At 58.4% G+C, this 14,782-nt stretch carries 11 protein-coding genes and 1 pseudogene; 11 read left to right on the plus strand and 1 reads right to left on the minus strand.

The window, feature by feature from the left end:
• Nucleotides 1-88: 88 nt before the first annotated feature.
• Entirely contained in the window at nucleotides 89-1,132 is a 1,044-nt protein-coding gene (locus B9Z49_RS11665; protein WP_108353609.1) for an AraC family transcriptional regulator, read from the minus strand.
• Between the two features lie 89 nt (nucleotides 1,133-1,221).
• Between B9Z49_RS11665 and B9Z49_RS11670 the strand changes: the two genes are divergently transcribed.
• The 11 genes and pseudogenes from B9Z49_RS11670 to B9Z49_RS11720 form a co-directional block, all read left to right on the plus strand.
• Entirely contained in the window at nucleotides 1,222-2,235 is a 1,014-nt protein-coding gene (locus tag B9Z49_RS11670; RefSeq protein WP_108353610.1) for a dipeptidase, read from the plus strand.
• Nucleotides 2,228-3,952 (plus strand): DUF885 family protein, encoded by a 1,725-nt coding sequence (locus tag B9Z49_RS11675; RefSeq protein ID WP_158273484.1) that lies wholly within the window; start codon nucleotides 2,228-2,230, stop codon nucleotides 3,950-3,952. Before B9Z49_RS11670 ends, B9Z49_RS11675 begins: the two co-directional genes overlap by 8 nt.
• The gene (locus B9Z49_RS11680) at nucleotides 3,942-4,706 is read left to right on the plus strand and encodes an alpha/beta fold hydrolase (RefSeq protein WP_108353612.1); all 765 of its coding nucleotides are present in this window, start codon (nucleotides 3,942-3,944) and stop codon (nucleotides 4,704-4,706) included. The genes B9Z49_RS11675 and B9Z49_RS11680 overlap by 11 nt, the downstream gene beginning before the upstream one ends.
• A gap of 44 nt (nucleotides 4,707-4,750) precedes the next feature.
• A pseudogene (locus tag B9Z49_RS11685) lies at nucleotides 4,751-5,874 on the plus strand (NAD(P)/FAD-dependent oxidoreductase).
• Entirely contained in the window at nucleotides 5,874-7,403 is a 1,530-nt protein-coding gene (locus B9Z49_RS11690; RefSeq protein WP_158273485.1) for a M81 family metallopeptidase, read from the plus strand. The pseudogene B9Z49_RS11685 and the gene B9Z49_RS11690 overlap by 1 nt, the downstream one beginning before the upstream one ends.
• Nucleotides 7,400-8,893: a serine hydrolase gene (locus B9Z49_RS11695; protein ID WP_108353614.1), complete on the plus strand. Its 1,494-nt coding sequence runs from the start codon at nucleotides 7,400-7,402 to the stop codon at nucleotides 8,891-8,893. Before B9Z49_RS11690 ends, B9Z49_RS11695 begins: the two co-directional genes overlap by 4 nt.
• Nucleotides 8,894-8,943: 50 nt before the next feature.
• Nucleotides 8,944-9,924, plus strand: coding sequence for a tripartite tricarboxylate transporter substrate binding protein (locus B9Z49_RS11700; protein ID WP_158273486.1), 981 nt, complete (start codon nucleotides 8,944-8,946; stop codon nucleotides 9,922-9,924).
• Between the two features lie 34 nt (nucleotides 9,925-9,958).
• A complete protein-coding gene (locus tag B9Z49_RS11705; protein WP_158273487.1) occupies nucleotides 9,959-12,082 on the plus strand; it encodes a M3 family metallopeptidase in 2,124 nt (707 codons plus the stop codon).
• On the plus strand, nucleotides 12,060-13,097 hold the full coding sequence (locus B9Z49_RS11710; protein ID WP_108353617.1) for a low specificity L-threonine aldolase: 1,038 nt from the start codon (nucleotides 12,060-12,062) through the stop codon (nucleotides 13,095-13,097). The genes B9Z49_RS11705 and B9Z49_RS11710 overlap by 23 nt, the downstream gene beginning before the upstream one ends.
• Nucleotides 13,098-13,148: 51 nt before the next feature.
• The gene (locus B9Z49_RS11715) at nucleotides 13,149-13,856 is read left to right on the plus strand and encodes a nitroreductase family protein (RefSeq protein ID WP_108353618.1); all 708 of its coding nucleotides are present in this window, start codon (nucleotides 13,149-13,151) and stop codon (nucleotides 13,854-13,856) included.
• Between the two features lie 103 nt (nucleotides 13,857-13,959).
• A partial coding sequence (locus B9Z49_RS11720) for a MotA/TolQ/ExbB proton channel family protein (RefSeq protein ID WP_108353619.1) occupies nucleotides 13,960-14,782 on the plus strand: 823 nt, incomplete at its 3' end.

Consider the following 14,782-nt stretch of genomic DNA (forward strand, 5'->3'; position numbering starts at 1 on the left):
CTAAGGTGACAATAAGTCTGTCCGCAACAGCATGTGTGAGCCTTTGCACCGAAAATTTAGGCGATCCGACCATCCGAAAGTTTTGACGCTATGCAGGAAATTCCAGATTAAAGGGTGCGCGGTGACACCGATACTCCCGTGGCGACATGCCCACCTGGTTTTTAAAAGCCGCAGCGAAGCTGCTCTGGTGTTCATAGCCGACTCGCTCAGCGACCTGGGCTATTGTGAGGGTCGCTTCCATCAGCAATTGCTGGGCCTCACGCACACGGCGCTCCAGACAGTAGTCGGCCATGGTGAGTCCAAAAGTTTGTTTGAAAACAGCCTTCAGTTTGTTTTGACTGGTGCCAATCTCGCGCGCCAGATCTGCGAAGTTGGTCGGTCGTCTGTAGTCTCGATCCAGCAAGGCTTGTGCAGCACGCGCAAGGTCCAGGTCGCGGCGGCGAGGCAAAGTGACGGAGCGAACCTCATGTTGGTAGAGCATGGCATCCAGGGCATAGGCCACAAGTTCGGCCATGCGGCCAGCCAGTTGCACAGTTCGCAGTTCCCCATGCAGCCGGCTATCGAGCGTGTCACCCACCAATGCGGTCACCCGATGGTCAATGGGAAAAGAGGCGATGCGCCCCATCTGAGCTTCTCCTTTCACGGCTGAGCGAATTTCAGGCGGCAAGTCTTCGGGCAACAAACCGAATCTGGAGGCAAAGCTGCGGGCTTTGAACACCGCCACAATTCCTTGCTGTCGGGCGCCCGCCACAATGTGTGCGCTCAGAGGTAGAAGTGATGGAATGCAGGTCAATGTCAGCTCGGGCCGGTCGAAGACCAGCGCCGGCCCGGCCCCATAGCGAAATTCCACGTCACAGGCCAGAGATGCGCGCAGAGTGATCAGGGGCTCCGTATCGACATAGGTCCAGTGAGCGGCACGCGGCACCACGCAATTGATCACATTGACCAAGGCGTCAGGCCCCAGACGCACCGTGTCGGTGATGCCCCTACCATGGGGAGGCTCGTAAATGGTGCGAACGACGTTGCGTGAAATGCGCTGGGTGCGCCCATCTTCCTGAGCGGCGCGGTGCCACTCGCTGTCGAAATCGAGTGCCGAGGGCAGAACCGACGTCCCTTCGCCTTTTAGCTGCATACGGTCGAGTCTCCTAAAAATTCTTTTCTGAAGCCTAACAGATCGCCACCCACTTGTCGTAAGGTCGAACTCTGGTTACAAAATTGCTCATGATTGAAGCTACTCCCTCCACTGCACGCAAGCTGATCGATGCCGTTCCCGTTTGGGATCACCATGCCTGCTTTCCACTGCGACCGAACGACCCCGCCTTTTTGCCCCAACTGGCGCGGCACAAGGCGGCAGGCTTTGACGCCATCACTGTGAACATTGGCTTCGGGGAACAAGGGCCCGAAGAGCACCTGCGCATGATCGCAGCGCTACGCCATTGGCTGATGGCTCGGCCGAAAGAGTACCTCCTATTACTGCAAGCTGATGACATCGAACGCGCACGTAGCACAGGACGCCTTGCCGTGGGTTTCGACATCGAGGGTGCCAATGCTGTCGGCGATCAACTCAGCCTCATTCAGCTTTACTACGACTTGGGTGTACGCTGGATGCTCATGGCCTATAACACCTCCAACCGAGCGGGAGGTGGTTGCCAAGATGAAGATGGTGGCCTGACCAGCTTCGGGCGCGCCATGGTCAAAGAAATGGAAAGGGTGGGCATGCTTTTGTGCCTCAGCCACACTGGCCACCGCACGGTGCGCGAGGTTCTTGCCATGGCGACGCAACCCTTGATTTTCTCCCACAGCAATTGCGCAGCGCTGCATCCACACCCTCGCAACATCCCTGACGAATTGATCCGAGCCTGTGCAGCCACAGGGGGGGTCGTTGGCATTAACGGCGTGGGAATCTTTCTGGGAAAAAACGATATATCAAGCGAAACCTACGCGCGGCACGTGGATCACGTGGTGCAGTTGGTGGGGCCAGCCCATGTGTCCATCGCACTGGACTATGTGTTTGACTTGAGGGAACTAGAGGAGCATGTCGAAAAGATGAAGGGCACTTTCCCGCCAGGGCTTGGTTATGAATTGGGGGCCCGATTTGTACCCCCCGAGCAACTGGAAGAAATCGTGGTCACATTGCAATGCTGGGGCTATTCGGATGCTGACCTTACGGCATTGCTTGGTGGCAACCTCTTGCGTCTGGCAAAGCAAGTTTGGAAGGCACCAAATCATGGCTGAAGAAGTCACTGCTATTGAAGCAATTGGTGAGGCGGGCCTGGCGCTGAATGAATTGTCATCACGCTACTGGCAGTTCCTGCGTTACGAATTCCCATTGAACGCTTTGACAGCTGGGGAACCACTTGATGAGCCCACTCTTTTTAGAGAGGCTCCAAGTGACTTTGCGCGCAGAGCCGATGTTGCACGAATATTTCATGCTGAACTTGGAAACATTTCATTAGCGAGTCTTTCACAGAAAGACCGCATTACTTATCGACTGCTGGAGCGAGAACTCACCGACCTGCAGGACCTGTTCGCCACCGGCTCGCACCTACGCCCTTGGCTGCTGCCTGCGGGTCCGGAGTTCAACACGCAATACTTTGCCAACCTGACCCACCTTGGCGACGTGGCACAGGCGAAGCTTTACTTGGCGCGCCTGGCAACACTGTCGGACTATTTCCGCGATGTTCAGGCTTGCCTCGACGAGGGTGTGGCGCTTGGCATCCGAGCACCCAAAGTAGTACTCGCAGCAGCAGCAGCAAATCTGAAGCAATCTGCCCAAGGAGATGCATCACGCACAGCATGGTGTGCACCCTTTGGGCGCTCACCGATGGCTTCACAGGCAACGATGATGGGTCTCGCTCAAGACGCGGCACGTATTGTGGCGGAGCAAATCCAACCAGCATTGCAGAACTTGGCCGATCACATAGAGCATCGCCTTCTGCCCAACGGTCGGGAAAGCGTGGCATGCACCGAGGGACCTCTGGGTGTCGAGTTTTATGCTTTTTGGGTGCGCCACTTCACCAATTTGCCAATGACGCCAGACGCCGTTCACACCATCGGGCTCGAGCAGGTGAGCAGGCTGGAAGAAGAAATGACCCAGGTGGCTGCACGGTCGGGCGTTGGTGGTGACTTGGACAGTTACAGGCGTTTTCTGGCGGAGGATCCGGGCTTCCGTGAAACCTCAGCTGAGCGGTTGCGCGAACGGGTGGAAGCTTTGGCTAAGCGCATTGACGGCAAGATTCCCTCGATCCTTGGTCACCTGCCCCGATCTACCTACGGCGTTCAATCCATACCGGCATCGGCCTCCGAAAAATTGCCCATGGCCTATGCTCAACCCAACCCAGCCGACGGGTCAGCCCCCGGAACATTCTGGATCAACGGTCTACCCGACCGAGTCCCCACTTACTCTTTGGTCAGCGTCACCTTGCATGAAGCTTGGCCAGGCCACTTGATGCACATCGCGTTGATGCAAGAGATGACTGCGTTGCCCATGTTTCGGCGGGCTAACTTCACCAAGTACGGGGCCTGCCTGGAGGGTTGGGCGATGTACTGCGAGACGCTCGGACATGAACTGGGGCTATACGAGACGCCGCACCAGCACTTCGGCCAACTGGACATGGAGATGTGGCGCGCCTGCCGTCTTGTGGTGGATACCGGGTTGCATGCGAAGGGATGGACGCGAGAGCAGGCCGTGCAGTACATGGTTGAGCGGCTGAGCCTTTCACGTAACGCCATCGAGGCTGAGGTCGACCGCTACATTGCCATGCCCGCCCAAGCCCTGGCTTACCATCTCGGCGGGCTCAAGTTCCGAGAGTTGCGGACCCGCGCTCAGTCGCGATTGGGCGAGCGGTTCAACCTGCTGCAATACCATGATCAATTGATGGCAGCTGGCGCGGTGACACTGCCGGTTCTGGAAGAGATCATCGACACTTGGCTGGACGGTCATGCCACTTGACCTCAACACGGGTGTCTTCTTCGAGGTGCACGGCCCGTCTGATGGCCATCCCGTGATGGTGACCCTGCCATTGATGGCCTCGTTCGGCGCGATCTTCGGATCCGAGCTAGAACCTGTTCTAAATGGCTATCTGAGCAGACTGACTGACCGCTACCGCGTGCTGTGCGTGGATTACCCCAGCATTGGAGGCAGCCTTGATATTGCGCCCGAAGCGCTCACGGCCGACCGCGTGTGCGCCGATCTTCTGGGTGTGGCCAGCGCGGCCGGCTTTGATAGCTTCGCATACTGGGGCTATTCCTGGGGCGCCGCTGTCGGGCTTCAATTGGCTGCCCGGACTCAACGAATCACGGCCCTTGTTTTGGGCGGTTGGCCGCCGCTGGGTGCACCCTATGACGCCATCCTGCAGGCCACGCGCTTGAAGCAGTCCGACCCCGAACCTTCGTCGCTGAAAGTGTTGCGCTCAAAGGACCAGTACCGTCAGTGGGAAGCCTACTACAGCAGCATGATGGACTGGGCCGAAGCAGAGTCCGTGGCGAGCATTCATGTCCCAAAGATGGTTTACTTCGGCGGCGATGGCGACCTTGTAGAGGCCGGCATTCCCATTAGTATCGCGTCGATCATTCGCGAGAATCGAACCATGCTTGAAAAGCAGGGCTGGACGTTAAAAGAGTTACCGGGCCAAGGTCACGGTGTTTGTATGACACCTGAGCTCGTCGTTCCGCCCGTCAGGTACTTTCTGGATTTGTCGTTATGAACGAGACTACCTCTCAGTCGGATGTCATCGTCCTCGGGGCTGGAATGGCCGGCGCTTCGCTGGCAGCCGAGCTTGCAGAAAAACGAACGGTAACACTGCTCGAGATCGAGGATCAACCGGGCCGTCACGCCACAGGACGCTCGGCTGCGATGTTCATCGAAAGCTACGGCAATGAAACGATACGAGCCCTGACAAGGACAAGCCGCAGCTTTTTAGCTGCGCCCCCAGCTGGATTCGCCGAAGTCCCGCTGCTGACCCCGCGTGCCAGCCTGGTCATCGCCAATACCGAAAGTCTGCAAATACTCGACCGTATCCACGCCGAAGCTCGTTACGGTGCATCGTTGCTGAGGCTGGACAGCGCCACCGCTTTGGCGATGGTGCCCATCTTGCGCGCAGAAGCGGCAGCAGGCGCGTTACTCGACCATCGGGCCGCGATATCGACGTTGCCGCGCTGCTGCAAGCTTACCTGCGAGTCGCTCGGCACAGCGGCGCGCGTCTGATCATGGGCGCGGCCGAACTCGACATTCGCCGGGAGGGCGGTCTGTGGCATGTGCAATCACGCGTGGGTACTTTCCGTGCACCACTGCTTGTGAATGCTACGGGCGCTTGGGCCGATCAGGTGGCTGCGATGGTAGGCGCAAAGGCCATTGGCCTAAAACCGATGCGCCGAACAGCGTTGACCGTTGCGGCGCCAGTCGGCTGCGACGTTCGCCGTTGGCCCGCCGTGATCGATGCCCACGAGTCCTTCTACTTCAAGCCCGAAACTGGCCAGTTACTACTGTCGCCTGCCAATGAAGACCTGATGGATCCCTGCGACGCGATGCCTGAGGAACTTGACGTGGCGATTGCAGTAGACCGTTTCGAGCGCGCCACAACGATGCGCGTTCAACGGGTGGTTCACCGTTGGGCGGGGCTAAGGAGCTTCGTTGCCGACCGCACGCCCGTTGTTGGATTCGATCCACGCGTTGAGGGCTTCTTCTGGCTGGCCGCGCAAGGTGGCTATGGGATCCAGGCTGCGCCGGCTCTGGCCCGAACAGCAGTTGCTTTAATCACTGGGCGGGCATTGCCCCCCGACATCCAAGCCGAGGGTGTGGCGGTCAAGGCTTTGGACCCTGCGCGGCTGGCGCTAGGCCCAGAGATGACGCATGCGTGGCCAGGAGTTCAATGATGCGCATTTTCATGGCTGCCTTGGCCACAGAGACCAACACTTTCGCCCCCTTTCCGACAGGGTTGGGCTCTTTCACCGAATTTGGATTGGTGCGCGACGCGGCCAGCAAGGTCAACAGCCCTAGCGCAGAGATCATGGTCACTTTCTGCGGACTCGCACGATCTGCGGGCGACGATGTCGTGGAAAGCCTCTGCGCCTTTTCCCAGCCGTCCGGCAAGACGGTCCGCATTGTGTATGAGCAGCTTCGTGACCGCATCCTCGATGATCTGCGCGACGCCATGACGAAGGCACCGGTGGACATTGTGTTGCTTGCCTTGCACGGTGCGATGGTGGCCGAAGGCTGCGACGACTGCGAAGGCGACTTGCTGACCTATATCCGAGAGCTGTTCCCGCAGGTCGTCATCGGCGTCGAACTCGACTTGCACTGCCACTTGAGCGCGACCATGCTGAGCCAAGCCGATATCGTCATCGCCTACAAGGAGTATCCCCACATCGACATGCGCGAGCGTGCTGCAGAATTATTGGACCTTTGCCGTCGCACGGCGATGGGCCATATTCGGCCAGTGGCCGCCCTGGTCGACACCCGAATGATCGGAACCTACCCAACTTTCAGGGAGCCGATGAAGGGCATCGTCACTGAACTGCTTGCTTTGGAATCGCTGCCCGGCGTGTTGTCGGCCAGCATTGCGCACGGATTCCCATTTGCCGATGTGGCCGACGTCGGCACCCGTGTACTGGTGATCACCGACGGTCAGCCCGATGTGGCCGTGACTGCTGCAAAGACCATGGCGCGACGCCTTTACGTTGCTAGGCACGCCCTGCGGCCGAACATGCCAGACATCGAGACCTCTCTGGTCAGGGCTGCCGACTTGCCAGGCTGTACCGTGCTGGCCGACTATGCCGACAACCCAGGTGGCGGCGCCGCCGGCGACAGCACCTATTTCCTTCGCACGCTTTTGACTCGCGATGCCCAAAACGTCGCCATAGGCTGCTTCTGGGATCCGATGGTGGCTAGTGTGTGCGAGCAGGCTGGTGTAGGCGCCATGCTGCCAGTTCGTTTGGGCGGCAAGAGTGGCCCAGCATCGGGAGAACCCATCGACCTGCATGTGGAGGTCATGGCCATTCAACCTCAGCACAGCCAAGCCGCCTTAGGCGTGCGGCGCTCTTTGGGGCTGTCGGTATGGTTGCGCGCTAGGCAAGGAACCGGCTGCATCGATATCGTGGTGATATCGATCCGCGCGCAGACCTTTGATCCCGATGCCTTCACTGGGCTGGGGATCGAGCTGTCGTCCAAGCGCCTCGTCGTTGTCAAGTCCAGCAGCCACTACGAAGCCGGATTTGCTGCGGTAGCAAAGCAGATGTGGTCCGTGAGCACGCCAGGCGCGCTGCAACTCGCCTTCGAGCATCTAACCTATACCCAGCGCGACGGAGACTTCTTTCCCCGCATCGACGACCCTTGGGCCGTGCGCGGCGAGCCTGCAGCCCAGTTGTTTGATCGGTCAACCCGTGGCTGGACGTCGTCGCCATGAACCGAACCGAGGCCCGTACACTTGACTCGCTGGATCCTCGGTTGGCTCGGATCTGCGACGCGCACCTGGGAGCGTTGCGCGTACCGGGCGCGTCGGTCGCGCTGGTGGTCAATGACCGCTGTTATCACTTGGCCTGGGGCCACAAGTCGGTGGGGGTTAACGACCCGGTTACCCTGAACACAGGCTTCGACATTGGCTCTGGCAGCAAGTCCTTTGTTTCGGCCACGGTGGCTTCCTTGGTTGCCGACGGGCTGGTGAACTGGGATGATCCTGTGGTGAGGCACGTGCCTGAGTTTGAGTTGTATGACCCCTGGGTCACGCAGCAGGCGTCGTTTCGAGACCTGTGCGGCAACAGGCTGGGACTTCCTCGTGCGGGCTTGATGGAAGCCGGTCTTTCCCCGTCCTACCCCGCCGAATATGTTTTTCCGCGCCTTCGCCACACCGCACCCATCGCACCATTTCGCAGTCGCTTCACCTATGTCAACGCCGGTCATACCGCAGCTGCCGTCGCGGTTGGTCGCATTACCGGCCTTGGCTTTCTGGCCACTTTGCGTCAGCGCATTCTCTCCCCCTTGGGAATGAACAACACATCTGGGGGATTTGAAGCGCGCTCGGCGCTTGCCGACCAAGCTGGCTGGCATGCGCATGTTCAAGGTCGGCCAGTGGCGATTGAATCGTTGTTCACGGATCAGTTCTTAGGCGCTGGGGGGATGGTGGTTTCTGGAGCAGACGCCCTGCAGTGGCTTCGGCTTCATCTGGGTGGTGGTCTCGTCAATGGTGTTCAGGTCGTCGAACGTAAGGCGCTACTCGAAACTCACACGCCACAGGTCGTTGCTCGGCCCGGTTCTGACATCCTGAGCCTGTTCTGCCCAGATGCACACATGGCCTCCTATGGTCTGGGCTGGGCGGTGTCTGACCTTCAAGGTCATCCGTTGGTTTGCCACTCGGGTGCCATCTTTGGCGCGACTTCGATGACCCTGCTCTTGCCTAGCGACGGCATCGGAATTGCGGTGTACGCCAATTCGGCCGCGCCAGTGACCACCCCGCTGGCCTATGCACTTGCCTCGGTTTTGCTAAACCTGCCTCCGCGCGACTGGGCCGCTTGGTATGAGAGCGCGACTTTGCGGGCCCTAGGCCAAACAACTCACGAGGCCGCAGCCCTCGCCGATACTGCTCTTCAGACCGACCACCCCTTAGACCTAACACCCTTTGTGGGGCGCTTTGAACACCCAGCCGACGGAGAGTTGCTTCTTTCCGCAACAGAAGGGGGGCTCATGGGCCATGTGCCCCAAGGTTACCGCATGGGTTTTCGCGCCGTGCATATGCTTAAAGCGGACGAACAAGTGTTTCGCGTGTTGTTCGAACACACAGAACGTCAGTCGGCACCACCTGGCGAGCTGCGTTTCACCATCGCAAACGGCTACGCTGTGCGCGTTCTCTTTAGCTTCGGCGTGGGCTCCCGCGAGTTCACACGAAGCGACCGCAACTGACTCTTTTCTCAGGATTCATCATGCCATCAAATCCCTTCCCACTTTCCCCAGTGAACTCACTTCGCCGCGAATTACTCCGGCGCTCGGCCGCGTTGTCTTTGCTCCCGGCCACCATAGCGACGTCGTGGGCTCAAACCTACCCATCGCGCACGCTCACCATCGTCAATCCCTATGCTGCCGGCGCGGGTGTCGACCCCGTGGCTCGCATGGTTGCGCAGAGGCTTGGTGAACGCTTGGGGCAGGCGGTGATCGTCGAGAACCGCATCGGCGCTTCTGGCATGATCGGAGCCGGTTCGGTAGCTACTGCGGCAGCCGACGGCTACACTTTGCTGATCTCGGCGTCAAACGACATGGCCATTAACCAGCACCTGTACAAAAACATTAAGTACAAAGCCGAACGAGACTTCGCACCAATCACCCAGCTTGTCCAGTTGCCCATGGTGATGGTGGTGCACCCCAGCGTGCCCGCCAAGACGGTGCAGGAGTTCGTTGCTCTGGCGCGAGCCAAGCCTGGCAGCCTAAGCTACGGGACGCCTGGCAACGGTTCGCTGCAGCACCTTATCGGTGCTCGCTTACAGAGCCTAACCGGCATCGAGATGCTGCACGTGCCTTACAAGGATAGGTTGATGATGGACATGCTGGCAGGACGCATAAACGCTTCCTTCGCGGGTGCCCACGTCATGGCGCCGCATGTTAAGGCAGGCAACTTGCGCGCTTTGTTCATCACGGGCACACAGCGATCTCCGGTCTACCCCGAATTGCCCACCGTTGCCGAACTGGGTATGCCCGGCCTGACCATCACGCAGTGGTTTGGTGCGTATGCTCCAGCCGGGACACCAGCGGCCGTGGTGAGCCGTCTCAACCGGGAAATGGTAGCCATCATCCAATCGCCCGATGTCAGGAAGATCTTGCTTGACCAAGGTGCTGAGCCCGTGGGCAGCAGCCCCGAAGCTTTCGCTCAATTTTTAAAGGCTGAGATCTCCAGATTCGACGAACTTGTGCGCGTGTCAGGCGCAACGGTGGAGCAATAAGACGTTGATGCCTTCAAATGACTCGCAGGTTGCCATGCCCGCTCATACAAAACACGCTGCCGCTGCACTTTTGCTACCCTGGGTGGGTCCTTATGGGGGCTTGCCGCCACTGGCTGATGTTAGTCCTGCCGACATTGAAGAGGCCATCTGTGCTGCGATTGAAATGAAGCGTTCCGAAGTGCAAAGCATTGCATCGGTCAGCGAACCGCCTACTTTTCAGAATACAGCAGAGGCCCTTGAAGATTGCGGTTTTGCACTGCGCCAAGTCCAATGCGTACTTCAGGTGTATGCCAACGGCCTGAGCTTGGGAGATATGCCGACAGTGACACAGCGCCTCGCCCCTCTTTTGGCAGCACTGGACGATGAGATTTCGCACAACGAAAATTTGTACACAAGGCTGACCGCCGTGTGGGGCAGTCGCCATTCATCGGGCCTGTCGGCCGAGCAACAAAGACTGGTGGAGGTTTTGCTCACCCGGATGCAGCGCCGTGGTGCAGGGCTTACGCCTGCGGCCAAGGCCCGCGTGGCCGAGATCAATGCTCGTCTGGCTAACCTGTCTACCCGTTACAACCAAAATCTGATTCAGGAGTCGGGTGCCCAAGCAGTCTTTATTGAAGATGACACCGGCCTGCAGGGGCTCCCCCCCGCTTTGCGCCAAGCTGCGGCAACCGCCGCTTCCGAGAAAGGTCGCCCGGGCATTTGGGCCATCCCTAATGCACGCGGCTCAGTCTGGCCTTTCCTCACGCTGTCCACAAGGCGTGATCTGCGTGAACAGGTCTGGCGCATGTGGACGAATCGCGGTGACAACGCGGGCCCGCATGACAACAAACCTACCGCCAACGAAATCTTGCAATTGCGCGGCGAACTGGCCCGCCTTCTTGGTTTTGCAAGTTACGCGCATTTCGCGATGGCCGACCGTATGGCAGGCAAGCCCGATACAGCGCTGGACTTGCTCGAGCGCACGTGGCAAAGCGTCAAAGCAAGGGCGCTGACGCAGATCGCCGACTACCAGGCCATCGCCGACCGTGAAAGTGCTGGCATCCGTCTGGCACCCTGGGACCGCCAGTTTTACGCAGAAAAACTGCGGCGCGAACGCTTCAAACTGGACAGCGATGAAGTCAAGGCGCATTTAACGCTAGATGGCGTTTTGCAGGCCATGTTCTGGGCCGCCGGGCGCGTCCACGGATTGGAATTTAAAAAAATTGACGACGCACCTGTGATCCACCCGACAGTGATGGTCTATGAGGTGAGCCGACCTGCATCCGCTGAGGTGGTTGGCGTCATCTACTTCGACTTGTTCAACCGACCGGGTAAAGCGCATGGCTCTTACCAAATGCAATTGCGGGAAGCCGAAAACTTCCGAAGCAGAGTGCTGCCTATTTCCGGTGTCTTCTCCACATTCCCGCAGCCACCTGAAGGCCAACCTGTCTTGCTCCCTTGGGAATACGCCAACGTCTTCTTCCATGAGTTTGGTCATGCGCTTCACATGCTGCATTGCAAAGCTTCCTACCGTTCTCTGGGCAGCCAGCATGTGACATGGGACTTTGTCGAGTTGCCGGCATTGATCAATGAACGCTGGCTGCGTGATCCAGAGTTGCTGGCCCGTTTCGCCCGTCACCACCTGACCGATGCCCCGATGCCCTCCGAGCTGATGACGCAAATTGAAGAAGCCCTCCAGTACGAACGCATCTTCAGTCTCAATCCTGACTACCTGCTGCCAGCCATCGTCGACTTGCGACTGCACCTGATGGCTGATGGAAGTGGCCATCCCATCGATGCGGTCCAAGTCGAGAACGACACGATTGCAGAGTTTGGCATGCCCGATGCATGGGACCTGATCATGCGCGTCACGCACAACTTCCATATCTTTATCGGAGCGTATGCCGCTGGTGTTTATTCATATCTTTGGGCAGACGTCATGGCTGCCGATGCCGTTCACACTTTTGAGCAGTCGCCAGGCGGGATTTATGACGCGCAAACGTCCAGCGTCTGGATCGACAAGATTCTGAGCGTCGGCCACAAGGTACCCGCTGACCAAGCCTTCCGCGACTTTGCTGGTCATGACCCCAACCCCGAGCCGCTCCACCTGCGCTTTGGTCTGACAACCAAGAGTGAATTGCCTCAGGAGCGCAGGAATGCAACAACAATTCTCGAGTGACAACCTGGCTGGCATTTGCCCAACGGCTTGGGAAGCCATGGCCGAAGCGCGCACTGGCCACGCACAACCCTATGGCGAAGATCTTTGGACGTCACGCTCAGCCGATGCTTTTCGGGAACTCTTTGAAACTGAATGCGAGGTCTTCTTTGTCTTCAATGGCACTGCTGCCAACTCACTCGCATTGGCTTCGCTCTGCCAGTCCTACCATAGCGTCATCTGCACTGATACCGCTCACATAGAAACCGACGAATGTGGCGCGCCGGAGTTCTTCTCCAACGGGTCAAAGATCATGGTGGCCAAGTCGCTCGATGGGAAACTGACGTCGGAGGCCATTGAAGCCATCGCGACGCAGCGAAAGGACATCCATTTTCCGAAACCACGCGTGGTGTCGATCACACAGCCGACCGAAACGGGCCGCGTTTACTCCCTGGACGAGACTCGCGCCTTGGCAGAGACCTGCAGCCGCTTGGGATTGAGTCTTCACATGGACGGCGCGCGCTTTGCCAACGCCTGTGCGAGTTTGAAATGCAGCCCGGCTGAGATGACTTGGCGAAGCGGCGTCGATGTCTTGTGCTTTGGAGGTACCAAGAATGGTATGGCCATGGGCGAAGCCGTTTTGTTTTTTGATCGCTCACTGGCAACTGATTTTGCCTACAGATGTAAACAGGCCGGACAGTTGGCTTCGAAAATGCGTTACCTCGCCGCACCTTGGGCCCGCATGTTTGAAACCGGCGCATGGCTAGCCAATGCCCGCCATGCGAACGCCAGTGCACGTCGCTTTGCGCAAGCGATCGAAGATCTTCCAGGGGTGAACGTGATGTCGCCTGTACAGGCCAATGCGGTGTTCCTGCGAATGAACGAAGCTGTCTCGGATTTTCTTAGGGCCCGTGGTTGGCATTTTTATACCTTTATAGGTGGTGGGGCTCGCTTCATGTTCGCCTGGGATGCACAAGCAGATCAAGTGGATGCTCTGGCAAGAGATATTCGGTTAGCGGCCACCTCACTCCCCACTTAACGCTGGAGACAAAACTCTCGTGATCTCTGATCTTTATCGAATAAGGACACCATGAAAAACCCCGAGCTCTCACCAGATTGCGTGCTTGAGCCGCTACCAGATTACCGTGAGTACCCACAGGCAGAAATGGTCGAACGCGCGCGCGCCTTTCATGCTGAACTCTTGCGCCGCCGCACTGTTCGCGACTTCGACACACGCTTGGTGCCACGCGAGGTGATCGAGGCTTGCTTGCTGGCAGCCGGAACTGCACCTTCTGGAGCGAACCAACAACCGTGGTTCTTCAGCGTCATTACTGACCCCGAGCACAAGCGACGCGTGCGTGAGGCAGCGGAAGTTGAGGAGCGTAGTTTTTATGAGAGTCGCGCGCCGCAGGAATGGTTGGACGCTCTGGCCCCACTGGGCACCGACTGGAACAAGCCTTTCCTAGAAGAAGCGCCTGTGCTGATCGCTATCTTTGCTCAGAAGTACGGTGTGCATCCCGATGGCCAGCGATTCAGTCACTACTACGTACCCGAATCGGTTGGCATTGCATCGGGTCTTCTAATCACCGCGCTACACCATTCAGGTCTGGCGACGCTGACACACACACCCAACCCCATGAGCTTCTTGAATAAGTTGTGCGGACGCCCGACCTCGGAAAAGCCGGTCATCCTGCTGGTGGTGGGCTACCCCAAGCAAGGCTGCCAAGTGCCCGTTCACGGCGGCATCAAGAAGCCCTTGTCAGCCATTGCACAGTGGATTGGCCCCGAACATGGTTGACAGCACCCGTCGTCGAGACCCATTACTTGCCAGCAGCCCAAGAAACATCGGCACCCTCTCAAAAAGCAACTTGTTTGAGTTTCATATTAAAAAGGAGATCGTCATGGAGACAAAAATTAACGTGTGGATACGCACCTGGGCCTTGGCACTCGGATTGGTATTTGCTTCAATGGCCGGCATTTCAACCAATGCGCTCGCCCAATCTGCTGCGCCGGCAACAGCGCCGGCAGCAGCACCGGGAACAGCGGCGTCACAGACCGCGCAAGTGGCACCACAAAAGGCTGAAACACCGCCCGCCGCCGACAACCCCTATGGCATGGCGGCTGTCTGGCAATCTTCGGACTCTGTTGCAAAAGGCGTGCTGTTGATCCTGGTCATCATGAGCATGGGCAGTTGGTACATCCTGACTGTCAAGGTTCTTGAGCAGCGCAAGGTGGCCCGTTTGGGTCTTGAAGCAGCCGAGAAATTCTGGCGTGCCGGCACCGTTGCCCAGGGAGCCGCTGCCTTGACCCAGGACAGTCCTTATCAGTTCATTGCTGCTTCTGGCGTGGAAGCCACCAAAAAGCACGGTGGACTTGTGAGCCATATTCCCTTGGCGGACTGGATCAGCATGAGCATGCAGCGCGCCGTTGACCGGGTCAACCGCGAAATGCAAAGCGGCCTGTCCTTTTTGGCCACCGTCGGTTCGGTTTCTCCCTTCGTCGGTCTGTTTGGTACCGTGTGGGGCATCTACCACGCGCTGTCGGCCATTGGTATTTCCGGCCAGGCCTCCATCGACAAGGTGGCAGGCCCCGTGGGTGAGGCCTTGATCATGACCGCCATCGGCCTGGCCGTTGCCGTCCCCGCCGTGTTGGGCTACAACTGGCTGGTCAATCGCAACAAAGATGTCATGGATGACGTGCGCAGCTTTGGCCATGATTTGAATG

Source organism: Limnohabitans sp. 2KL-51 (assembly GCF_003063645.1).
Taxonomy (GTDB): domain Bacteria; phylum Pseudomonadota; class Gammaproteobacteria; order Burkholderiales; family Burkholderiaceae_C; genus Limnohabitans_A.